This is a genomic window from Deefgea tanakiae, from assembly GCF_019665765.1.
Taxonomy (GTDB): Bacteria; Pseudomonadota; Gammaproteobacteria; order Burkholderiales; family Chitinibacteraceae; genus Deefgea; species Deefgea tanakiae.
The window spans coordinates 1,586,369-1,608,490 of record NZ_CP081150.1 but is presented as its reverse complement, the minus strand read 5'-3'; the positions used below and the strand labels follow the sequence as shown (position 1 = coordinate 1,608,490).

19 protein-coding genes are annotated in these 22,122 nt (G+C 47.4%); 10 read left to right on the top strand and 9 right to left on the bottom strand.

The window, feature by feature from the left end:
- Positions 1-64: 64 nt before the first annotated feature.
- On the bottom strand, positions 65-973 hold the full coding sequence (locus K4H28_RS07535) for a recombination-associated protein RdgC (RefSeq protein WP_221007756.1): 909 nt from the start codon (positions 971-973) through the stop codon (positions 65-67).
- 159 nt (positions 974-1,132) lie between these two features.
- On the opposite strand from K4H28_RS07535, the gene K4H28_RS07530 reads away from it, so the two are divergent.
- The 4 genes from K4H28_RS07530 (at position 1,133) to K4H28_RS07515 (ending at position 7,013) form a co-directional block, all read left to right on the top strand.
- On the top strand, positions 1,133-2,125 hold the full coding sequence (locus K4H28_RS07530; RefSeq protein WP_221007755.1) for an extracellular solute-binding protein: 993 nt from the start codon (positions 1,133-1,135) through the stop codon (positions 2,123-2,125).
- A gap of 93 nt (positions 2,126-2,218) precedes the next feature.
- Positions 2,219-3,820: an ABC transporter permease gene (locus K4H28_RS07525; RefSeq protein ID WP_221007754.1), complete on the top strand. Its 1,602-nt coding sequence runs from the start codon at positions 2,219-2,221 to the stop codon at positions 3,818-3,820.
- Positions 3,820-4,851 (top strand): ABC transporter ATP-binding protein, encoded by a 1,032-nt coding sequence (locus K4H28_RS07520; protein WP_221007753.1) that lies wholly within the window; start codon positions 3,820-3,822, stop codon positions 4,849-4,851. Before K4H28_RS07525 ends, K4H28_RS07520 begins: the two co-directional genes overlap by 1 nt.
- Before the next feature lie 89 nt (positions 4,852-4,940).
- Complete coding sequence (locus tag K4H28_RS07515; protein WP_221007752.1) at positions 4,941-7,013, top strand: methyl-accepting chemotaxis protein; 2,073 nt, start codon at positions 4,941-4,943, stop codon at positions 7,011-7,013.
- A gap of 57 nt (positions 7,014-7,070) precedes the next feature.
- Here the strand turns inward: K4H28_RS07515 and K4H28_RS07510 are convergent, their stop codons facing one another.
- From K4H28_RS07510 to K4H28_RS07495, 4 genes are read right to left on the bottom strand one after another with little or no spacing between them, the layout of a single operon-like run.
- The gene (locus K4H28_RS07510; RefSeq protein WP_221007751.1) at positions 7,071-8,789 is read right to left on the bottom strand and encodes a SulP family inorganic anion transporter; all 1,719 of its coding nucleotides are present in this window, start codon (positions 8,787-8,789) and stop codon (positions 7,071-7,073) included.
- Entirely contained in the window at positions 8,786-9,202 is a 417-nt protein-coding gene (locus K4H28_RS07505; RefSeq protein ID WP_255573652.1) for a DUF6691 family protein, read from the bottom strand. Before K4H28_RS07505 ends, K4H28_RS07510 begins: the two co-directional genes overlap by 4 nt.
- A gap of 10 nt (positions 9,203-9,212) precedes the next feature.
- On the bottom strand, positions 9,213-9,638 hold the full coding sequence (locus tag K4H28_RS07500; protein WP_221007750.1) for a YeeE/YedE family protein: 426 nt from the start codon (positions 9,636-9,638) through the stop codon (positions 9,213-9,215).
- Positions 9,628-9,972: an ArsR/SmtB family transcription factor gene (locus tag K4H28_RS07495; RefSeq protein ID WP_221007749.1), complete on the bottom strand. Its 345-nt coding sequence runs from the start codon at positions 9,970-9,972 to the stop codon at positions 9,628-9,630. Before K4H28_RS07495 ends, K4H28_RS07500 begins: the two co-directional genes overlap by 11 nt.
- 84 nt (positions 9,973-10,056) lie before the next feature.
- Here K4H28_RS07495 and K4H28_RS07490 point away from each other — a divergent pair, with 84 nt between their 5' ends.
- The 3 genes from K4H28_RS07490 to K4H28_RS07480 are packed head-to-tail and all read left to right on the top strand — an operon-like array spanning position 10,057 to position 11,578.
- Positions 10,057-10,929, top strand: coding sequence for an MBL fold metallo-hydrolase (locus K4H28_RS07490; protein ID WP_221007748.1), 873 nt, complete (start codon positions 10,057-10,059; stop codon positions 10,927-10,929).
- Positions 10,930-10,938: 9 nt separating this feature from the next.
- Positions 10,939-11,367 carry a thioredoxin TrxC gene (trxC, locus tag K4H28_RS07485; protein WP_221007747.1) on the top strand — a complete coding sequence of 143 codons (429 nt, stop codon included), beginning with the start codon at positions 10,939-10,941 and terminating at the stop codon, positions 11,365-11,367.
- A 16-nt stretch (positions 11,368-11,383) separates the two neighbouring features.
- On the top strand, positions 11,384-11,578 hold the full coding sequence (locus K4H28_RS07480) for a YgaP family membrane protein (protein WP_221007746.1): 195 nt from the start codon (positions 11,384-11,386) through the stop codon (positions 11,576-11,578).
- A gap of 39 nt (positions 11,579-11,617) precedes the next feature.
- Here the strand turns inward: K4H28_RS07480 and pbpG are convergent, their stop codons facing one another.
- On the bottom strand, positions 11,618-12,697 hold the full coding sequence (pbpG, locus tag K4H28_RS07475; protein WP_221007745.1) for a D-alanyl-D-alanine endopeptidase: 1,080 nt from the start codon (positions 12,695-12,697) through the stop codon (positions 11,618-11,620).
- Between the two features lie 239 nt (positions 12,698-12,936).
- Between pbpG and K4H28_RS07470 the strand changes: the two genes are divergently transcribed.
- Positions 12,937-14,637: a PHA/PHB synthase family protein gene (locus tag K4H28_RS07470; RefSeq protein ID WP_221007744.1), complete on the top strand. Its 1,701-nt coding sequence runs from the start codon at positions 12,937-12,939 to the stop codon at positions 14,635-14,637.
- A gap of 99 nt (positions 14,638-14,736) precedes the next feature.
- Complete coding sequence (locus K4H28_RS07465) at positions 14,737-15,915, top strand: acetyl-CoA C-acetyltransferase (RefSeq protein ID WP_221007743.1); 1,179 nt, start codon at positions 14,737-14,739, stop codon at positions 15,913-15,915.
- Between the two features lie 414 nt (positions 15,916-16,329).
- Here K4H28_RS07465 and K4H28_RS07460 read toward each other — a convergent pair whose 3' ends face one another.
- The 3 genes from K4H28_RS07460 to K4H28_RS07450 all read right to left on the bottom strand — a co-directional run bounded on the left by K4H28_RS07460 (position 16,330) and on the right by K4H28_RS07450 (position 19,302).
- Positions 16,330-17,061, bottom strand: a complete 732-nt coding sequence (locus K4H28_RS07460) for a DedA family protein (RefSeq protein ID WP_221007742.1) — start codon at positions 17,059-17,061, stop codon at positions 16,330-16,332.
- A 78-nt stretch (positions 17,062-17,139) separates the two neighbouring features.
- Positions 17,140-18,393 (bottom strand): hypothetical protein, encoded by a 1,254-nt coding sequence (locus tag K4H28_RS07455; protein WP_221007741.1) that lies wholly within the window; start codon positions 18,391-18,393, stop codon positions 17,140-17,142.
- A gap of 117 nt (positions 18,394-18,510) precedes the next feature.
- Positions 18,511-19,302: a ParA family protein gene (locus K4H28_RS07450; protein ID WP_221007740.1), complete on the bottom strand. Its 792-nt coding sequence runs from the start codon at positions 19,300-19,302 to the stop codon at positions 18,511-18,513.
- 212 nt (positions 19,303-19,514) lie between these two features.
- On the opposite strand from K4H28_RS07450, the gene K4H28_RS07445 reads away from it, so the two are divergent.
- The gene (locus K4H28_RS07445) at positions 19,515-21,833 is read left to right on the top strand and encodes a Tex family protein (protein WP_221007739.1); all 2,319 of its coding nucleotides are present in this window, start codon (positions 19,515-19,517) and stop codon (positions 21,831-21,833) included.
- The last annotated feature ends 289 nt before the right edge of the window (positions 21,834-22,122 follow it).

The window sequence follows — 22,122 nt, the reverse complement described above, 5'->3', positions numbered from 1 at the left end:
TTGGGTTAGGGTAATATACATATGTATATATGCTGATCGTATTTGGCCGTTTCGCCGGGGCTGTCTATTTGACGGTTTCACCGCCTAAGGCATCAATTAAGGCAGGAATAAAGCCACGCAACTCACCAATCAATAGCGCCATTTGCGATTCAAATAATGCATCTTGCGTTTCTGCATCCATGTCTTTGACTTCGTCTTTTAGTACATCAAGCATGGTCAAAGATTTAATTTCGAGCGCTTCGGTGAGCGTAAAGGTCAGACGTTCACCAAAAGCTAGCGCGAGTCGGGTCGCGATTTTGCCTGCATCCAAATGCTGGCGTACTTCATCGCAATCCATCACTTGACGCTTAAAGCGGGCGATCGAGCCTTCATCCCCAGGGACTTTTAGCTCGGCGTCTTGGCCGATTGAAAATGCATCAGGGGTTTCAGTGGTGAGCCAGTCGGTCATCGCCATCGCTGGGCTGGTTTCGGTGTCGATCAATTTAGTTGGCAGGCTGCCCAAGGTTTCGCGCAAGGTAGACAACAAATATTCCGCTTTGGCGGCAGAAGCGGCGTCGACAATGACCAAGCCGCTGCTCAGGTCGATCAGCGCACGGTTAGTGCGGCGGCGGGTAAAGGCTCGCGGTAGTAATTCATCGGTGATGCGATCTTTGAGCTCTTTTTGCTCCTTGCGGCCGACTTTGCGGTTTTCTTCTTCTTCGATGTGTTGCACACGAACATCGAGTTCGTCTTTGATGACGGCAGCAGGCAATACTTTTTCTTCCGTTTTCAAACTCACCAAAACGGCGTCTTGCCGGGCTAAAGCAAAATCTTCTGGCGCGTGGCGCGCCGGTGGCACCCAGCCACAGCTTTGCATGTCCATTGCACCACATGGCACGAAGGGGCGTTTGGCTAGTTCGCTGGCGATGCTTTCTGCGCTCAGCGCGTGATCTGGATTAAGGCGATAAATTTGTAGATTACGAAACCAGAGCATGCGGCATTCCTTTTTGTGGGTGGACGATTGTAGCGCTGACTGCGAGTGAAGCAAAATGATTGTGAAAAATAGCGTTGCAGACGCGCCTTATGATATTGAGAATGATTGCTATTGGTGCTAGAGTGTCAATATAAATTTTTTACTACGGAAACTTTGACAATGAAACGGTTCGGACTGACAGTAATTGCACTTTCAATGTTGGCGGGTTTGGCTCAAGCAGAAACAGTAACGGTGTATAGCGCACGCAATGAGCAACTGATTAAGCCACTGTTTGATGCCTACACTAAAGAAACGGGCGTTGAAGTTAAAGTTTTGACGGATAAAGAAGGTCCGTTGATGGCGCGTTTACAAGCTGAAGGCACCAATACCCCAGCGGATATGTTGATTACAGTCGATGCAGGTAATCTTTGGCAAGCGTCTAATTTGGGCTTACTAAAAACGGTTAAGTCTGAAACTTTAAACAAAAATGTGCCTGCTCACCTGCGTGATGACAAAGGCCAATGGTACGGCTTGTCTGTACGTGCTCGCACGATGTTCTTTAATCCAGACCTCGTAAAAGCTGAAGACTTGTCAACTTACGAAGATTTGGCTGATCCAAAATGGAAAGGCAAATTGTGCTTACGTACCAGCAAAAAAGTTTACAATCAATCTTTGGTTGCGATGATGATTGCTCAGTACGGCGAAGCAAAAACAGAAAAAATCGTTCGCGGTTGGGTTGCTAACCTCGCAACGGATGTATTCCCAGATGACACTAAACTTTTGCAAGCGATAGCTGCGGGTCAATGTGGCGTGGGTATTGCCAATACCTACTACTTTGGCCGCATCGTTGATAAAGATCCAAAGTTTAATGCGCGTATTTTCTGGGCTAACCAAAAAACCGATGGTGTTCATGTGAACGTGTCGGGTGCAGGTGTGACTCGTTATGCCAAAAACGAAGCCGGTGCAGTTAAGTTGATGGAGTGGTTGTCGTCAGATAAAGCACAAAATATTTACGCAGACAAAGACTTAGAGTTTCCTGTGAATCCAGCTGTGAAAGCCGATAAATTGGTTTCATCATGGGGCCCGTTCAAGTCGAACGTGATCAATATGAGCAAGGCGGGTGAGTTGCAATCGCAAGCGGTGAAATTGATGGACCGTGCTGGGTATAAATAATGATGTAAGTTTGATGGCTTAATTGGCCAGCTCCGCTACAATTGATGGGCAGCTCGAAAGTCGAGACTGCCCATTTTAATTTTTTGGATGTTTATGCGTTTTCTTTCTCCGCGCGGTGCGATTCTGCTGACGCCGATTGCCTTGCTGACCATTATTCCTTTATTCGTGGTGATAGCTTCATTTCTTCATCCTGAACCGGAAATTTGGCAGCATTTATTCGAGTTTGTCTTGCCTAATGTTTTAAAAAATACTGGGATCCTGTTGCTTGGTGTTTCTTTCGGTGTGCTGCTGCTGGGGGTGCCTCTCGCGTGGCTGACGGCTGTGTGCCAGTTTCCAGGACGGCGATTTTTTGCTTGGGCCTTGATGCTGCCATTGGCGATGCCGGCCTATGTATTAGCGTTTGTAATGGTGGGTTTTTTAGATTTTACTGGACCGGTACAAACCTTGTTGCGGGAGTGGACGGGTTCATCCGCATGGTTTCCACGCATTCGCAGCACCGGAGGCGTCATTTTAGTGATGTCGCTGGCGTTTTATCCTTATGTATACTTATTGGCGCGTAATGCATTTTTAACTCAAGGTAAGCGTGCACTAGAAGCCGCGCAGATGCTGGGTATGTCTCGTCCGCGGGCGTTTTGGAAGGTGGCGCTGCCTATGGCAAGGCCTTGGTTGATTGGCGGCATGACTTTGGCGCTGATGGAAACCTTGGCTGATTTTGGCACGGTGTCGATTTTCAACTTTGATACCTTTACCACGGCCATTTATAAATCATGGTTTTCACTCTTTAATTTGACGGCGGCATCTCAGTTGGCATCGTTACTGGTGGTGTTGGTTGTGATGATTTTAGGTGTTGAACGTTGGGCGCGCGGGGCTCGCCGTTATCACGGTCGAATTGTTGCCGCAGAACGTATTGTGCTGACTCAATCGCAAGGCTTGTGGGCAGCTGCAGCCTGTAGTTTGGTATTGGCGATTGCATTTATTATTCCGATGGTGCAATTGATTGTTTGGACTACACAGGTGTGGCGTGTTGATTTTGATGCCCGCTATCCTGGCTTTATTCTGCGTTCGGTGGGTATTTCTTTATTGGCGGGCCTGATTGTGACGGGCTTTGCCCTGTTGCTGGTTTATATTCAACGCCGCTATCCAGCAAGAATAACCTCTATTCTGGTTCGTTTGGCGACAGTAGGTTACGCCGTACCGGGAACAGTACTGGCGGTGGGCGTGTTTATTCCGATTGCGTGGTTAGATAATCAATTGCTGCCGATTGCACATGTATTGGGATTTGAAACGTTTCAAATTCTTAAGGGCTCAGTTGCTGTGATGTTGCTGGCACTGGCCGCGCGATTTATGGCGGTTGGTTTTCAGCCGATTGATGGGGCGATGCAAAGGATTAGCTTTAATCAAGAAGATGCCGCCCGTACCTTGGGGGTAAGCGACCGTGGTTTGCTTTGGCGTTTGCATATTCCACTGCTGCGCGGTGGTGTATTTACCGCCGTCCTGATGGTGTTTGTCGATGTGATGAAAGAAATGCCCATTACTTTGATGACCCGCCCATTTGGCTGGGACACCTTGGCAGTTCGTGTATTTGAAATGACGTCCGAAGGTATGTGGGAAAGCGCCGCCTTGCCGAGTTTATTGATTGTGTTGGCTGGCTTATTGCCTGTCATTTTATTAGTTAGAAAATCTGAGGGTCAGTAATGGCTTTGCTAAAAGTAGAAGGATTGGCAGTTTCGTTTGCTGGTCGTAAAGTCGTTGATAGCTTGTCGTTTGAGTTGCTCGAGGGTGAAATAGGCTGCTTGTTGGGAGCATCAGGTTGCGGTAAAACTACAGTTTTGCGTGCGATTGCAGGTTTTGAGCCCTTATCAGGAGGGAAAATATTCTTATCTGATCGCGAGGTCGGCACGGTGGCAAGGCAAACACCAGTGCAGGAGCGTGGCATTGGCATGGTGTTTCAAGACTATGCGCTATTTCCACATTTGAATGTTGCTGCGAATATTGCCTTTGGGCTAAGAGACAAAGACCCTAAAGTGGTTCGAGAGTTGCTCGACTTAGTCGGGCTTAATCATGTAGAAGCACGTTATCCCCACGAATTATCGGGCGGCCAGCAGCAGCGTGTGGCTTTGGCTAGAGCTTTGGCGCCCAAGCCAAGGCTCTTGCTGCTGGATGAGCCATTTTCGAACTTGGACGTGGAGTTGCGCGAGCGTTTAGGCCAAGAAGTTCGTACGATTTTGAAAGCCAGTGGTACGACCGCCATTTTGGTAACGCACGATCAGCGCGAAGCTTTTGCGATGGCCGATAAAGTCGGTGTGATGACCGAAGGTGCTTTGCGACAATGGGCTGCGCCATATGAGTTGTATCACGAACCGGCTGACCGATTTGTTGCCAATTTTATTGGTGAGGGCGTATTGCTGCCGGCAAAACTAACTGGGCCGCAGTGTATTGAGTTTGAATTGGGTGAGGTGTGCCGTACGGTGGCGATAGAGTGTTGTCTCGGTTGCGATATGGAGGTTTTGATTCGGCCTGATGATATTCAGCATGTAGATAACAGCCCCCTTAAGGCTGAGGTGATTTCAAAAGTGTTTCGCGGCGCGCATTTTTTATACACCTTGGCGCTGCCATCAGGTAACAGAGTTTTGTCTTTGGTCCCCAGTCACCATAATCATGCAATTGGTGAAGCCATTGGTATTGAAGTTGAATGTGACCATGTGATTGCATTTAAAGCACAATAACAAGCCCCATAGCACATAAAGCTTTCTTTTTCCGCTTATTAAATCCATAACGACTCATCGACAGAAAATTGTATGGGTCTGGGGGTTGTATGCTGCGCTTAAGTCAGATGAGTTTACGAACTAAAATTTTGCTGTTCACCACGGCTGCAATTGCAGCTGGCTTTGCCGTGATGATCAGTATCATTGCCAGCCATGCGTACCAATCGGCCAAACAAGAAGGTTTGCAGCGACTTAAAGAGCAAACTCAAGCGTACGCCAGTCAAGTCGAAGGACGATTTACTGCGGCATATCAATTGCCGCTTAATTTAACTTTGGCGGTGCAAGGTATGCAAGGTAAAGCTTTGCCGGACCGTAAAGCGATTGATGCTTTAATTATTCGGATGCTTGAAGCGCAGCCCTTGGCCTCCGGTTTATGGATGATTTGGGAGCCCAATGCGCTGGATGGCAAAGATGATATGTATCGCGCTGATTGGCCTGTACATGATCCATCTGGGCGATATACTCCGTATATTATTCGTAGCGAAGGCAAGATTTCCCAAGACACGATGCTGGGGGCTGATCAAAAAAAAGCCGCTGAGCCATTTCGTGAAAATACAGCGGCATACAAACCGCCTTATGAAACCAGTGGTTGGGGGGATTTCTACTCTGTACCCAAACAGCGTCTGCAAGACACGGTGACCGAGCCATTTCCCTATGATGTGGCAGGTGTTAAAACACTAATGTCGACGCTGACCGTCGCGATCAAAGATGCTTCGGGAAAGTTTTTGGGTATTTCTGGTCTTGATTTGCCGTTGGCCAGTCTGCAAGCCGACATCGGTAAAGAAAAACCGTATGGCGTCGGTACTGTCACCTTGATTTCAAATGCAGGCATGTACGTAGTGACCCCAGATAGTAGTAAAGCGGGGAAGGGAGTGAGTGATACTGACTATCCAGCTGGTTTTATGACTGAACTTAAGGCTGGAAAAGCCAATCGCTTTGAGCGTGACGGCATTTTGTTTGAGTTTCAACCAATTAAAATGGGCAATAGCAATCAGCCTTGGGCAATCGGTGTTGCCGTGCCTGAGTCGGTCATTTTGGCTGAGGCGGTATCGGCACGTAATTGGGCGATTGTGGTTGGTATGATTGCTTTGGTTCTGATTGTGGCGGTATTGAGCATCATGTTGAATATCTTGATCGCGCCATTGCAACGTTTGGCGATTGCGATGGAAGAGGTGTCCACTGGCGAAGGGGATTTAACGCGTCAACTGCCGATTCATGGTCAAGACGAAATTGGTCGCACTGCGCAGGCGTTTAATCAGTTTGTGGTGACGCTGAGGAAGATGTTCATCGAGGTGCGCTCACAGAGCGAAGCTGTTAGCCAAGCGAGTCAGCAGTTAGCGGGGCCTGCGCAAACGGTGCGTTCTTCATCGATGCACCAAGCTGAAGCCGCTACTTCAACCGCCGCAAGCGTTGAAGAAGTCACCGTGAGCATTCAGCATATTGCCGATTCAGCCCGCGATTTTGAGAATACCGCCCGCGAGACGGGTAAAGAAACCACAGCCAGTCAGATTAAAGTGGATGAAGTTGCCAAAGAAATCACCCAAATTCATGAAACCATGTCGCGTTTAGTGGCATCCATGCAAAGTCTGAATGCCCAGTCTTTGCAAGTGAATCAAATTGTACAAACCATCAAGGATATTGCTGACCAAACTAACTTACTGGCGCTCAATGCTGCGATTGAAGCCGCGCGGGCGGGGGATATGGGGCGTGGTTTTGCGGTGGTCGCCGATGAGGTGCGCAAATTGGCGGGCCGTTCCGGTGAAGCAACGATTGAAATCTCAACGATTGTGAATGCCATTCAGCAAGAAATTCATAAAGCGGGTGAGCACATGCAACTCACGCAAGATCAGGTGGGCAGTAGCGTTGAAATGTCGCAACAAGCCGCGGAGTCAATGAATAGCGTACGCCAAGGTACAGAGCAGTTGCTGGTGAGTATTGGCGACATCGCGAATGCAACACGAGAGCAAGCCGCGGCAAGTACCGATATCGCACAGAATATTGAAACCATCAGTACGATGTCACAGCGAAATAGTGATGCGATGGCTGGCGTCGGCTCTTCAGTGGACGACTTGGAAAAAATGGCAAGTAAGCTAAAAGCAGTGGTTGGTGGGTTTAAACTATGATGTCTTTTAAGGTATTGGGCTGCGTCCATTTTGATATAAAGCCTGCAGACTATTACCCTAAATGCAGTAGTCTTCTTCTTTTTCATCGCAAAGTGCCACGACTGCGGCATGAGGCGATAAAAATATTGGCCCGGCTAGCTCGCTGATGAAGGTGCTGTGCAGTAATGTTTCATGCACAGGGCCTTTGACTTCTGCCAAATGCAAAGTAATGCCTGTTAAGGCGAGGTGCTGGCGAAATTCTCTCAGTGCGGCAATCGCACTGACGTCAATTGAATTGACCGCCGATAATATCAAAATCAAATGTTTCGCTTGAGTGTGGCTGAGTAAATGTTTTTGGCATTGCTCAATCACTTGGGCGCAATTGCCAAAATATAGACTCTCATCAATTCGAATTGCCAAAATATTGGCTGGCATTTCTACTTTAAAATGCAAAGCGTTACGAAAGTGCTCGGTGCCAGCGACGCGACCTACCACAGCAATATGGGGTTTACTGCTGCGTAATATAAAAAGAAGTAAAGAAACGCCAACACCAACTGCAATGCCATTAATCGGGCCGATCAGTAACACCGCAACAAAAGTCAAAAGCCAGGCAGCGCCATCGCGCGGATCGATACGCCATGCAATCCAAAATGATTGCGGATTGAGCATACGGGCGGTGGCTAAAATAATCGTCGCAGCTAGTAAAGGTAATGGCAATAAGCTAATAGCATCCGCAAAGAAAATCACCCCCAGCAACATCCATCCGGCGGTCATCACGCCCGCCATCGGCGTTCGCGCGCCGCTACTGGCATTAACTGCGGTTCGGGAAAATCCACCGCTAACTGGCATGCCACCCACGAAAGCTGCTGCGATATTGCTGCCGCCGAGGGCGACGAATTCTTGATTGGTATCGACTTTTTCATTGCGCTCGGACGCGACGGTTTGCGCAATCGTAATGCTTTGCAAAAAGCCGGCAAGTCCAATTAAAAGAGCGGGTAGCAAAAGTTGCTCTAAGGCGCTCATACCTAACTGAGGTGTGATGAAGCTAGAGCCAGCCGAGGGTAATCCGCCAATGGTGCGCAGGCTGGCTACATTTAAAAAGCCCAATTTCAAAATCAAGCCACCCAATATTAAGATCAAAATGGGCAATGTGCGGCTGATTAATTGGGCTGTGCTCAATGAAAACCGAAGTTTTTGTAGTGGCGTAATGCTTGGTTTTCCTGCTAGCCAAAGTAGCGCCATGCCGGCAAGACCAAATAGCACAGGAATAAGCGACAAATTGCTCAGTGCTTGCGGTATGGCCAGCATCCAGTTGAGGAGGTTATCGCCGCGCCAATTGGTACTCAATAAAGCACCGGTTTGGCTAATCGCAATCAGTAATGCAGTGCCCGCACTAAATCCTTGCACGACAGGGATGGATAAAATTCTTGTGAGTTTGCCTAATTTAAATGCGCCAAAGGCAAATAAAAATAGCCCAGATAACAAAGTGAGGCCGCTGGCTAATGCGATGTAGTTGGAGCTGCCGCTGCTTGCCAATGGCGCAAGCGCCGCTGCTGTCATTGCCGATGTAATGGCCATCGGGCCCACGGATTGCGTCATACTGCTGCCCAGTAGCGCGTAAATCATGACAGGAACAATACTGGCGTAGAGGCCGGTGATTGCAGGTAGACCTGCCAGTTGTGCGTAGGCTAAGCCTTGTGGAATCAACAGCAGTGAAACGATTATACTAGCACCCAAGTCGCCAGTGAGGTGTTCACGGCGATAGTTTGGGAGCCAGTTTAGAATGGGTAGATTCATTTGCTTTGTAGGCGTTCAAAGATAAACATGCCCGCGAGCATCGCCGCCACAAAAATGAGTGCGCCCGTTGATCCTGTACCGAGCGCCACTAAAGCGGGGCCTGGGCAAATCCCTGCAATACCCCAGCCCGCGCCAAATGCTACGCTGCCCAGGATGAGTCGACGATCAATGACGCTGCTATTGGGGAGCTTCATTGCTTCATGTGTGACTAAAGTCGTGGTGCGCTTTTTGGCTGCAGTAAAGAAAACCAGAGCCATGCCTATGCCACCACCCATAACAAAAGCAAGGCTTGGGTCCCATAAGCCCGCAATGTCTAAAAACCCCTGCACTTTGCTTGGCGTTGCCATCCCTGCCAGCAGTAGACCTAAGCCAAATAGCAGACCTGTGAATAGGCCGATGAAATTCATTTTCATGATGTGGCTCTTAGAGTAAATGTTTAATGATGTATACAGTGACAAAACCCGCCGCCATAAACGCGCCTACGGCTGCGAGTGAACGGATAGAAAAGCGCGATAGCCCGCAAATGCCGTGTCCGCTGGTGCAACCATTAGCGTAACGCGTACCGATGCCTACTAATAATCCAGCTACAATCAGCCAAGGTGTTGAGGCGACCATTGTTAAGTCAGGGAGCGTTGCAAAAAGCTGCCAAACCCAAGGCGAAGCCAACAATCCAATCACAAATAAAAACCGCCAAGTTCTATCGCTAGCGCCGTTCACTAAGCCGCCGATAATCCCAGCAATGCCTGCAATCTTTCCAGCCAATAAAATTAGTAGACCAGCGGAAAGACCGATTAGCGCGCCGCCAGCGAGGCTGGCGAGCGGGGTGAAGTGTGCATAGTCAATTTGCATTAGCGTGCTCCGAATGGCTGATTTTTAAGTCGGTAGGGCAATAAAGGTTATATAAAAGGTTGAGTAATTGTTGTACTTCATCACTGGCCAGTGAGTAGTAAATACGTTTGCCATCGCGGCGCGTATTCACTAAGCCTGCATTACGTAATACACCCAGTTGCTGCGAAAGCGTCGGCTGACGTATATCGAGCAATTCTTCAAAGTCGGAAACGCACTTCTCACTATCGACCATTTGGCAGAGCAACAGTAGTCGATCTTCATTGCTCATGATTTTTAAGGTTTGCGTCGCTGCGGTGGCCGCTGTTCGCATGGCGTTGATTGCTTCTGGATTCATTTTTAGCCCACTAAATAATACTGTTTGACTTTATAATATATAAAATTATAGTATATGTAAATTAGTATTTATTGAGGGTTGGCAATGAATCATTACCCAGCAAATGTACGGGCGTTTTTTGACCCTGCCACGTTCACCTTCACGTATTTGGTCTATGACCAAGTCGGGGGACGGGCGGCAATTATTGATCCAGTTTTGGATTACGATGTAAAGTCGGGACGAACCAGTACCCATAATGCGCAGCAAGTGGTTGAAGCGGTGCAAGCTTTAAAGCTGACGGTTGATTGGATTTTAGAGACGCATGCCCATGCAGATCATGTTTCTGGCGCGGCATGGCTACAATCGCAAATCGGAGGAAAAATTGCGATTGGCAAGGGGATTGATCAGGTACAAAAAATATTCAAACCGGTTTTCGATTTAGAATCTGATTTTGCAACGGATGGCCGCCAGTTTGATCACTTGTTTGAAAAAAATGAAGAGTGGGGTATTGGCCAATTAACAGCAAAAGCGCTATTTGTTCCAGGGCATACCCCTGCTGATATGGCGTACTTGATTGGTGACGCATTATTTGTTGGCGATACGATCTTTATGCCCGACGTAGGTACGGCTCGCTGCGATTTTCCTGGTGGCGACGCTGGCACTTTGTATGATTCAGTTCAGCAACTCTATGCCTTACCAGGCGACACTCGTGTATTTGTTTGTCATGATTATTTGCCGGTAGATCGGGCTGAGTACCAATGGGAAACCACAGTAGCGGCACAAAAGCAGCATAATGTGCATATTCGAATGGATACATCGCGCGAAAACTTTATTGCGCTACGCCAAACGCGCGATAAAACGCTCGCTATGCCCGCTTTGATTTTGCCATCGATTCAAATCAATATTCGCGCTGGGCATTTACCGCCCGCAGACGAAAACGGTAAGCGGTTTTTGAAAATACCGCTCAATGTACTTTAAGGAAACACTATGAGTCTTTTAATTGAATGCCCACATTGCCATGCGACTAATCGCTTGGAGGCGGCGCGATTGGCTGAATTACCAAACTGTGGCGGCTGTCATCAGCCTTTACTATCAGGGGCGCCATTGGTAGCTACAGCCGATAATCTCCCGTCGATATTAAAGTACAGCAAATTGCCGGTCGTCATTGATTTTTGGGCGCCATGGTGCGGGCCCTGTCAGTCATTTGGCCCTACTTTTGCTGCCGCAGCAGAGTCTATGGCAGGCAAGGTTTTGTTTGTAAAAGTCGATACCGAAGCACAGCCCGCTTTAGGGCAGCAACATCGAGTACGCAGTATTCCTACATTGGCGGTATTTGAAGGTGGGGTGGAATTAGAGCGTGTTTCAGGTGCGCTGTCAGCAGGGCAATTTAAAGCATGGCTAATGCAGTTTTTATAACGAGCGGAGGTGTGAAATGAACAATGTCGGTGGAATTGATCGCATTGCTAGGGTCGTTGTTGGGGTGTTGCTGATACTTGCAACGACATTTGGTTTGATTGGCGTTTGGGGTTGGATCGGTGTGGTGCCATTAGCGACAGGATTGCTGAGAAGTTGTCCCTTGTATAAGTTGTTTGGTTTTAATTCATGCCCAATTAAAAAATCTGAATAAGATAAACGCCTCATTTGAGGCGTTTATCTTATTGAATGTTTAGCCCGCTCTTAATTTGGCCATTTGATTTGATTCGATCCATTTCCGTACACGTTGTACGTCGCCAATGCGGGTGTATTTCCCGTCTGAATCCATCAAAATCATAACAACGGGCTTATTGTTAATCATTGCTTGCATCACAATGCATCGGCCAGCTTCGTTGATAAATCCTGTTTTTGAAACCCCAATGTCCCAATCGGCATCTTTCACCAGTGGGTTGGTGTTGCGGTAAGTCAGCATATTGCCACGCATGTTTGAGGCAAATGTGTATTCACTTGAAGTGCTGAATTGATGGATTTCTGGGTAGCGTTGCGCCGCTTTCACCATTAAGGCCAATTCGCGTGGCGTAGAAACATTGTGAGGTGTTAAGCCCGTTGAGTCATAAAAGCGTGAATTTCTCATGCCGAGTTGCGCTGCTTTTTCGTTCATCTTCCGTAAGAATGCTTCTTTACCGCCTGGGAAGTGATGGCCGAGTGCAGATGCCGCGCGATTTTCTGATGACATCAGTGCAAGTAGCAGCATTTCACCGCGCGTTAATGTAGTGCCAACTTGTAGGCGAGAGCTGGTATTTTTTAGTGAGTCAACGTCAGCTTCGGTAATGCTAATGAGTTCATTGAGTGGCAAGCGTGCATCAAGCACGACCATGGCTGTCATTAATTTAGTGATTGAAGCAATTGGAATGATGCTGTCTGCATTCTTTTCGAATAATACTTCGCCGTTTTGCTCATTCAAAATCAGTACACCGGACGATTGCAAACCAGGGTTGTTTGGGTCGATTCGTGCTGCCACCGCGCGGGTAACATGAACGTCTTTACGCGCGTCGGCAATGGCGGCTTTGGAAATGTTTTTGTTTCGGGATGAATAAGTTACTTTGCTGTTTTTGGTTTTTGCAGTAGTGGAAGTCTTTGAATTACTTGTTTTTTTTGATTTAGCTGTGGCGGTGCTTTTTTTGCTTGGCGATTTTTTTGCGCTAGCAGTGGACTTGCTTTCTTTGGTGTTTGATGCGGCAAATGAAAGCGGAGTGTAGGCGATTACACTGGCACTGATGAGTATGCATAATGAATTTATCAGTTTTGACATCAATATTCCCCAACCTATTTCGGCTGTGTATAAGTAATCGGTGATTTATTTTACGCAATGAAAAAGAAAATGTCATGTTAAATCAAGCAGTAGTAGCGTTTTATCAATGCTTCTGCTTAGATTTTGTCAGACTTGCATACTTTGTTAGATTAAGTTAATGTTGCGTTGCAGCAATGACGTGTGCAAAATTCATCAAAATGACTAAATCGGAGCAGTAGACTGTGCTAAACAACCCCGCTATGGAACAATTTTTCCAGCAAATTACGGAAGCGCATCGTCAGTGGACTCAAAATTGGGTCAATGCGCACCCTCAAGCTGAACCGACTCAACACATGAGTGTGATGCACGATTTAGTTCAAAAAATGAGCCCAGCTAATACAGCATGGTTGGGCAGTCACTCTCAGTTTTACCAACAACAGATGGATTTATGGCTAGGGCTGATTGGCGCAAAACCAGGTGTTAAAGTTGCTGAAGTAGATAAAAGCGATCGTCGCTTTAATGCGCCAGAATGGGAAACACCGCTGTTTGACTATATCCGTCAAAACTATTTGGTGACATCTAAATGGCTTATTCAGATGGTTGAGTCAGCCAATACGGATGAAGCAAGTAAAGAAAAAGCCGCTTTTTTTACTAAGCAATATTTGGATGCAATGAGCCCAACAAACTTTGCGTTCACAAATCCAGAAGTGATGAAACTGGCTTTAGAAACCAAAGGTGAAAGTTTGCAAGAGGGCATGAAGAAACTCATGGCCGATATGCAAAAAGGCAGTATCACCATGACCGATGAAAGTAAATTTGCAATCGGTACGAATTTGGCGATGACGCCGGGCGAAGTAATTTTTGAAAATGATTTATTTCAGTTAATTCAATACACACCAAGTACCGCCAAGGTCTATAGCCGTCCATTGCTCGTAGTGCCTCCGTGTGTCAATAAATACTACATCATGGACTTGCAGCCGGCTAACTCGATGATGGGCTATATCGTCAGCGAAGGCTATACGACGTTCTTGGTGTCTTGGAAGTCTATCGAAGCGCATCAAGGCTCACTCAAATGGGATGATTACATTGAGTCCGGCGTGATCAAAGCAGCTGAAGTGGTTCGTGAGATTGGCAAAGCTGAAAAAATTAATGTGTTGTCGTTCTGCATTGGTGGTGAATTGGTCTCAACGGCAATGCCTGTGATGCAAGCGCGTGGTTTGGATTGGTTTGAATCAATCACCTTGATGACGGTGATGCTCGATCATACCGACCCGGGTGAAATCAAGCATTTCATCGATTGGAATTTGATTCGCAAGCGTGAATCTCAGGTAGAGGGTGTGATTGATGGTAAAGAGCTGGCCAAAACGTTCTCTGCTCTTCGCTCGAATGATTTGATTTGGAATTACGTGGTGAATAATTATCTGAAGGGTAAAAATCCACCGCCGTTTGATTTGCTCTACTGGAATTCGGACTCTGCTAATTTATCGTTGCCGATGCACACCTTCTTCTTGCGTAATATGTATCTGGAAAACAATCTCACGAAACCTAATTCGTTTAGCTTATGTGGCACGCCGATCGACTTAACAACGATTAAAGTGCCGACCTACATTTTTGCAGCGCGTGAAGATCACATTGTGCCTTGGCAATCGGCTTATCTTTCAACTCGCATTTTGAAAGGGCCTATTCGCTTTGTGTTAGGCGCTTCTGGTCATATCGCAGGTGCAATCAATCCCGTTTCTGCTAATAAGCGTAATTACTGGGTGAATGAAAATACGGCACTTGAATCTAATGCGTGGTTTGAAGGTGCTGAGTCTCGCCCAGGTAGCTGGTGGCAAGATTGGTCGGCTTGGTTGTCACCTCAATCGGGTGAGCAAGTGGCGGCACCTAAAAAGTTGGGTAGCACTAAATTCAAAATGATTGAGCCTGCACCAGGCCGTTACGTGAAGGCACGTGTTGTATAAATTTAAGTTTTAAATGAAGCAAGGCGATACGCCTTGCTTTTTTTTGTGTAAATAGCTTACAAACTGTGTTGTTGAATATTATTTACTTGGAGAGTTTGAATGACTGAGGTTGTTATTGTTGCAGCATGCCGCACGGCATTAGGTAATTTTTCGGGTTCATTGGCTAAAGTCGTAGCGCCTGAGTTAGGGGCTACCGTAATTCGTGCTTTGCTAGCAAAAACTGGTGTAGCTGCAGAGCAAGTTTCTGAAGTCATTTTGGGTAATGTATTAACCGCAGGTTTGGGCCAAAATCCGGCTCGCCAAGCAGTGCGCCGTTCTGGCTTGCCAGACGCGGTGCCTGGCATGACTATTAACCAAGTGTGTGGTTCCGGTCTAAAAGCGGTTGCTCTGGGTATGCAAGCGATTTTGGCGGGTGATAGTGATGTTGTGATAGCGGGTGGTCAAGAAAATATGAGCGCTACACCGCATTTATTGAATGGCAGTCGCGATGGTTTCCGTATGGGTAATGCCGCATTGATCGATAGCATGGTCTACGACGGCTTAACCGATGTTTACAACAACTATCACATGGGCGTAACTGCTGAAAATATTGCAAAAAAATATGCAATCACCCGTGAAGAGCAAGATGCGATGGCCTTGTCATCACAACAAAAAGCCGCAGCAGCGCAAGCCGCAGGTCGTTTTGCGGATGAAATCGTTCCTGTAAGTATTCCTCAGCGCAAAGGCGACCCAGTCATTTTTGATCAAGATGAATTTATCAAGCCAAATGTGTCAGCGGATGCCTTGGCTAAGTTACGTCCTGCGTTTGATAAGGAAGGCACTGTAACTGCTGGTAATGCATCGGGCATTAACGATGGCGCTGCGGCTGTAATGTTGATGAGCCGTGAGCGTGCCGATGCATTGGGATTGACGCCGCTTGCCACGATTCGTGCTTCAGCCAGTACTGGTTGTGATCCAACTATTATGGGTATGGGGCCAGTATTGGCCAGTCAAGCGGCATTGAAACGTGCGGGCTGGGATTTGGATTCAGTGGATTTGATTGAGGCTAATGAAGCTTTTGCGGCTCAGGCTTTGGGTGTGGCGCGTGAAATGAAATGGGATATGAACAAAGTTAATGTCAATGGCGGTGCAATTGCTTTGGGTCACCCTGTTGGTGCTTCAGGTTGCCGTGTATTGGTAACGCTATTGCATGAAATGGTTCGCCGCGATGCAAAACGTGGCTTGGCGACTTTATGTATTGGTGGCGGAATGGGTGTTGCTTTGTGCGTTGAGCGTTAAGCTGGCTTGGCTGTTTAATTGCGCTTTAAATAAAAAAACCGCTCTGGCGAGTTTCGTTTGATGATAAACCCCGTCTTTTGATGGGGTTTTATTTTACTTTCTCATTCTTGCCACATTCACCGAAGACCGCCTCGCGCACCAAGTAGTTTGCTGGCGCAGCGTATTCGGCAGGCATTTTGCGGTGCCGAACGCTACTGGTTCCTCTGCGTATGGTTAAGCTATTCGGGATTGATCCCGTGGGCGAGGATGGCGTGTGCAAAATCGGCAAGGGGCGGACACTTTGGTGGGATATAAATAAAGGCTGATTTAAACAAAAGAGCGTAATGATAGCGTATAAGAAATGCCGCTCACTTGGCTTAAGTGAACGGCATTACTGCAATAAGCAGGCATTTAAAATTGAGCGGGAATTGAAATTTATGCCAAAACTTGCCACAAGCGTTCACCGTAGTTATCGGCGTGTGGATGAGAGATCAGTAAATAGATGGCGGCGGCACTAGCTAGTCCCGTCAACGGAGTTCCGAGTGTCATATGCCGAGAAGCCCAGTTAGTTTTAAAACTATGAGTCAGCATCCAAGTGGCTGCAATAAACAGCACGGCACAAATGAGTAACAAAGTGGGGAAGTGGATGGCGTTGCTTTCACCCAAACCATAAGCGGCACCCGCTAAAATGCCAGGTAAGAAGTAAGTCGGTGACCAAAGAAAACAAGCCAGTATACAAGCAGGCATAAAGCGGCGTGGCTGCATGGAGAGCATACCTGCCACCATCGGTAGCACTGGACGGGTCGGGCCTAAAAACCGCCCCACAAAAATCCCGATCGGCCCATGATGACGTAGCACGTGTCTTGCTTGCAGCAAGAGGCGACGATGTTGGCGAACCAATTTCAGTCGATGCAATTTGCGGCGGTACCTAAAACCCAGCCAATAAGACAAGACATCGCCGATTAGCGCAGCAATGAATCCGACGCTGCAAGCCAACCAAAAATCCATTTTTCCGGTGCCAATTAAGGTGCCCATCGTAATCATTAGCACCGTGCCGGGAATAATTAAGCCGATTAAGGCGGTGGACTCAGCCAGAACAATTGCGAACAAGAGCAGTAGCGCAAGCTCTGCAGAATGATTTAAAGCATTGTGAAGCAACTCTTTCATGAGGCCAATCCGGTGTCATAACACAGGCTTAGTGAGGAGGAGTGCGCTTTAGTTCCTACACTGAATTAAATTTTTAACTTAAAACCACGTACCAAAATTAAATTTATAGCTCTCAACATTTTCACCCTTCGTGAAGCTAAATCCACCACGGAAGTCGGATTCTTTGCTGTGCGCTGGTCGTCGTGTTCCGAACGTAACCCCCAATTCATCTTGATAATTGCTAAATAAATCGGTACCCGTAAAGCGCGTATCGACTAAATAAACTTCCCAAGACAATGGATCACCAGCGAGTTCCCATGAGCTATCGAGTGAATACAGTAAGCCATTTCTAAACACGGTATTGGCGATGTTTGGGTTGATGGAAGTATTGTCAATTTTGACCCTCAGCGCACTGTAATAACCAATCATATTGCCGAGTGTGAGCCCCCAGTTGTCGCCACTCCAGATATAACTGGATGCGATAGCACCTGAGGCCATCAAAGAGCCTCCAGCTAAGTCAGTAGAGCCAGTGCCTCGCCCTGAAGCGGTTAAGCTGACAACCCAATTGTCCAAAATCGGGCGGCGATAAAACACGCTGAGGCTAGCGTCATAGGTTTTTGCGCCATCGGTATCGATGTAGGCTAGTGGCATATTGATGATGAGTTCATGGTTTGGCTCATCAAATTGGCGAGAGTAGCTCAGTGGTATCGTAAACGCATCGCTGCTCATCTCTTTGGCATTGCCGGTTGCTTCAGAGAGCATATGTGCATAGTTGATGCCAATACCGAATTTATTGTTACTGCCGTTTTCAGTTTGATTGGATGATGAATTATTCAGTTGTTTGCCAAACGCATGATTCGAGCCGTACCACATCATTTGCGAGTCACTTTGTGCCGCACGACTCATCATACTATTGGGGTTACCTGCGATAGGATCGACGGGTGATACTTTGACTAAATGCTCTGAGACTTTATTGAGAAAGTCTGCATTGTTTTTTAGGTATTGTTTGAATAGCTCTTGGCTCTCGTCACGTGTTGTACCTTGAAAACTTTGTTTGATACCTAACTCTGGAATATCAAAGGTGAGCAACGAGCCTGCATTAACCGGAAAGGCAATGTTCATCGGCAAACCACGGAAATTCAAGGTGCTGGTAAGTACTTGAGTGCCGGTATACGTGTTAAAGATGCTTGTTAACTTGTTTTGTTCAAAAATATCGATGCCTTCTTCGGCGGTGGTGAAGCTGGCGCTTTCAATTTGTCCATTCATCGTTGCGGAAAAGTCAAAGACACCCGCATGGCCGTAAGTACTGAATGCCAGGGCGAGTAAAGGCAGGAAGGATTTGATTTTTGACATATTGCTCTCCGCAGGACGTGCTCATCTTTTTTTAGATGCTGCTTTGCGGAAAGCAAGTGAAGTTTGATGCTTACTAACGAGTGGTCATCGATACGTTGTTTTAATGAATCAGCTTGTTTAATCTGCGCCAAATGGCAAGTCACGAGATAAAGAAATCAGATTGTTTTCAATCAGTTCATCAAGCAAAAAGGTAAAGTCAGCCGCCGCATTGGAAGCCGGTGCAAAATCAAAAATATTACTGCCAGATCCGACTGCTGCAGCCAAAGCTTCTTGTTCGCGGATGCGGGTTTTGAGCACTTCACCCGGAAAATGCCGCATTAATTGACCGGCTACGGTTTCCGCTGTGATTTGATTCGGTACATAACGATTGACCACATAGCGGCGCGGCTTTCTGGATTGAAATTTTTCTAGACCAAATAGCGTTTGCGAGAGCTGCATCGCACCGTTTAAAGCCAAATACTCCGCCGCAACGGGGACCAAAATAATATCGGCGGCAAACAGTGCCGAAAATGCCACAACCCCCAGCATTGGCGTGCAGTCGATAATAATCGGTAGCCCACTGCCGGAAAGCATTTCCGCATTCAGGCCCAATTTGAGCCGCCAGATATTGTCGCGATGCCGCGTGACTTGTGCGTCGACTTTGCCGAGCTCTAAGTGGGATGGCACAAATTGAATGCCAGTATCGAGTGGAACAACTAAATCAGAGAGCGAACTCAGGCCTTGATAGAAGCGATAAACACTTTTGCTGCTATTGGTTTTGATGCCATACATCGAGGTCAGATGGGCTTGCGGGTCTAGGTCGATGAGCAACGGTTCAACGCCGTTTTTCGCAATCGCCGCGGCTAAATTAGCAGCCACTGTGGTTTTACCGACACCACCCTTCATGTTAAACACGGCAATTACAGTCATTGATCTCTTCCCGTTATGGTCATTACTGACTTTGAACTCGTGTTGGCTGAGTTGCCGATCAGTGATGACGGCTGTCATCAATCTGGCTTGAAATGCAATTGTATTCTACCTGAAGTCACTTTAACCACCCCGATTGTTTGTGTGTGTGCAACGCCACGTGCCGCTTGCATTACAATGGCGCTCTTGATTGTTTGTCTTAGGTTGCCGTGCTGATGAAGTCCATTTTTCAACGTCTTGCTATCGAACTTGCTTGTCGTGAGCCTCAGGTTGCTGCTGCTGTCGCTTTGCTGGATGAAGGTGCCACCGTGCCGTTTATTTCGCGCTACCGTAAAGAGGCGACGGGTGGTTTAGATGATACGCAAATGCGACTTTTGGAAGAGCGTTTACGCTATTTGCGTGAATTGGAAGATCGCCGCACGGCAGTCATCAATGCGATTCGTGAACAAGATAAACTGACGCCTGAATTAGAAAGGGTATTGCTCGAGGCGGATAACAAACAAAGGCTTGAGGACCTATACCTTCCCTTTAAGCAAAAACGTCGCACCAAAGCGCAAATCGCCCGTGAAGCAGGTTTGGCACCTTTGGCTGATTTATTGCTGAATGACCCGCAGCAAAATCCAGAAATCGCAGCGCAGCGCTTTATTGATGCAGAAAAAGGTGTACAGGACAGCAAAGCGGCACTCGATGGCGCAAGAGCGATTTTGCTTGAGATGTGGAGCGAAGATGCTGCGCTGATTGGCGCGCTGCGCACGCATGTGCAGCGTGAAGGCAAGCTCAAAACGACGGTGATTGCGGGGCAAGAAAGCGCAGGCGCTAAGTTTACCGATTATTTTGACTTTGCTGAGAGTTTGGCGGCGATGCCATCGCATCGCGTTTTAGCGGTGCTTCGTGGACGTAATGAAGGCATCTTGTCACTTAATTTAATGTTGCCCGAAGAAATTGAAGCGGGGGGGCGGATGGCTACGCCAAATCGCTGCGAGCTGATGATTGCCCAGCACGTGGGTATTAGTCAGCAAAATCGACCTGCGGATAAATGGCTGAACGATACAGTGCGCTTGGCATGGCGAGCCAAAATCGCCCTTTCGCTCGAAGGCGAATTGCTCACTGCGGCGCGTGAGCGGGCCGATTTAGAGGCGATTCGCGTGTTTGCCTTGAATTTAAAAGATTTGCTGCTGGCTGCACCCGCTGGTCCGCGTGCGACATTGGGTTTGGATCCGGGCTTACGAACAGGTGTAAAAGTGGCGGTGGTTGATGCGACAGGAAAATTTGTCGCGCATGAAACGATTTATCCGCACGAGCCGCGTCGCGATTGGGATCAATCCTTGGTCGTGTTGGCGCGCTTGTGTAAAACACATGCCGTTGAGTTAATTGCCATTGGCAATGGCACAGCTAGCCGTGAAACCGATAAATTAGCCGCAGAACTCATTGAGCAGCTGGCTAAGGCGGGTCTGAAAAAGCCCGCAAAAATCGTTGTGTCTGAAGCGGGAGCTTCGGTGTACTCCGCATCGGAATTGGCGGCGAAAGAGTTTCCAGACTTGGATGTGTCGATTCGCGGCGCAGTGTCGATTGCGCGACGCTTGCAAGACCCATTGGCCGAGTTGGTGAAGATTGATCCAAAAGCGATTGGCGTCGGGCAATATCAGCACGATGTGAATCAAAATGAATTAGCGCGAATGCTGGACTCCGTCGTGGAGGATTGCGTGAATGCCGTTGGTGTTGATGTAAATATTGCATCAGCAGCTTTGCTTGCTAGGGTATCGGGCTTAAGCCAAACAATGGCAAATAATGTGGTCACATACCGTGATGCACATGGTGCGTTTGCCAATCGAAAGTCGATACTCAAAGTGCCACGTTTAGGTGATAAAGCTTTTCAGCTGGCGGCGGGATTTTTGCGAATTAATCAGGGTGATAATCCGCTTGATGCTTCGGCAGTGCATCCAGAAGCCTATCCAGTGGTGGAAAAAATTATTGCTAAGTTGAATAAAAATATTCGCAACATCATTGGCGATAAAGCGCTCTTACAGCAACTCAATCCTGCAGATTTGGTCGACAGCCAATTTGGATTCCCGACGGTCAAAGATATTTTGGCTGAGCTTGAAAAACCCGGCCGCGATCCGCGTCCTGAATTTAAGACAGCAACCTTTGCTGATGGGGTGGAAGACATCAAAGACTTGCGAGTCGATATGGTGCTCGAAGGCGTTGTCAGCAATGTGACGAACTTTGGTGCTTTTGTGGATATTGGCGTGCATCAAGATGGTTTGGTACATATTTCGTGCTTGGCAGCGCGATTTGTCAAAGATCCACGTGAAGTCGTCAAAGCCGGCGATGTGGTAAAGGTGAAAGTGACCGAAATCGACGTGCCGCGCAAACGGATTGCCTTAACGATGCGCTTGAATGAAGTTGCGCGGGAGCAAGCCAGTAGTGTGAGCGCGCAGCCGATGACGCAGCGAGAGCGAAAGATTGTGGCTCCCGTTGAGTCAAAACTGGGAGCAATGGCAGATCAATTAGCGGCACTAAAATTAAAGCGTTAAAATGATGATAATAAAAAAGCCAATCGAATTGATTGGCTTTTTTATTGCTTAAAATAAATTACTACTTATTATTTTTTAAATAAAATGGATGATTCATTAAATGTTTTTGGTGCAAGCCACATAGGGCTGCAACTAAGCCAGTAGCTGTTTGATTGCTGTTTTTTTGTGATGCGTTATTGGGCGCTAATTGCTGAAGCGAGTGCTGGACCGATGTGGTGGTATAAATAGGCATGATCATCAATCTTAAATTGTTTGAGTAATTATCGACGCTTTAGTTATTTACTTTAAT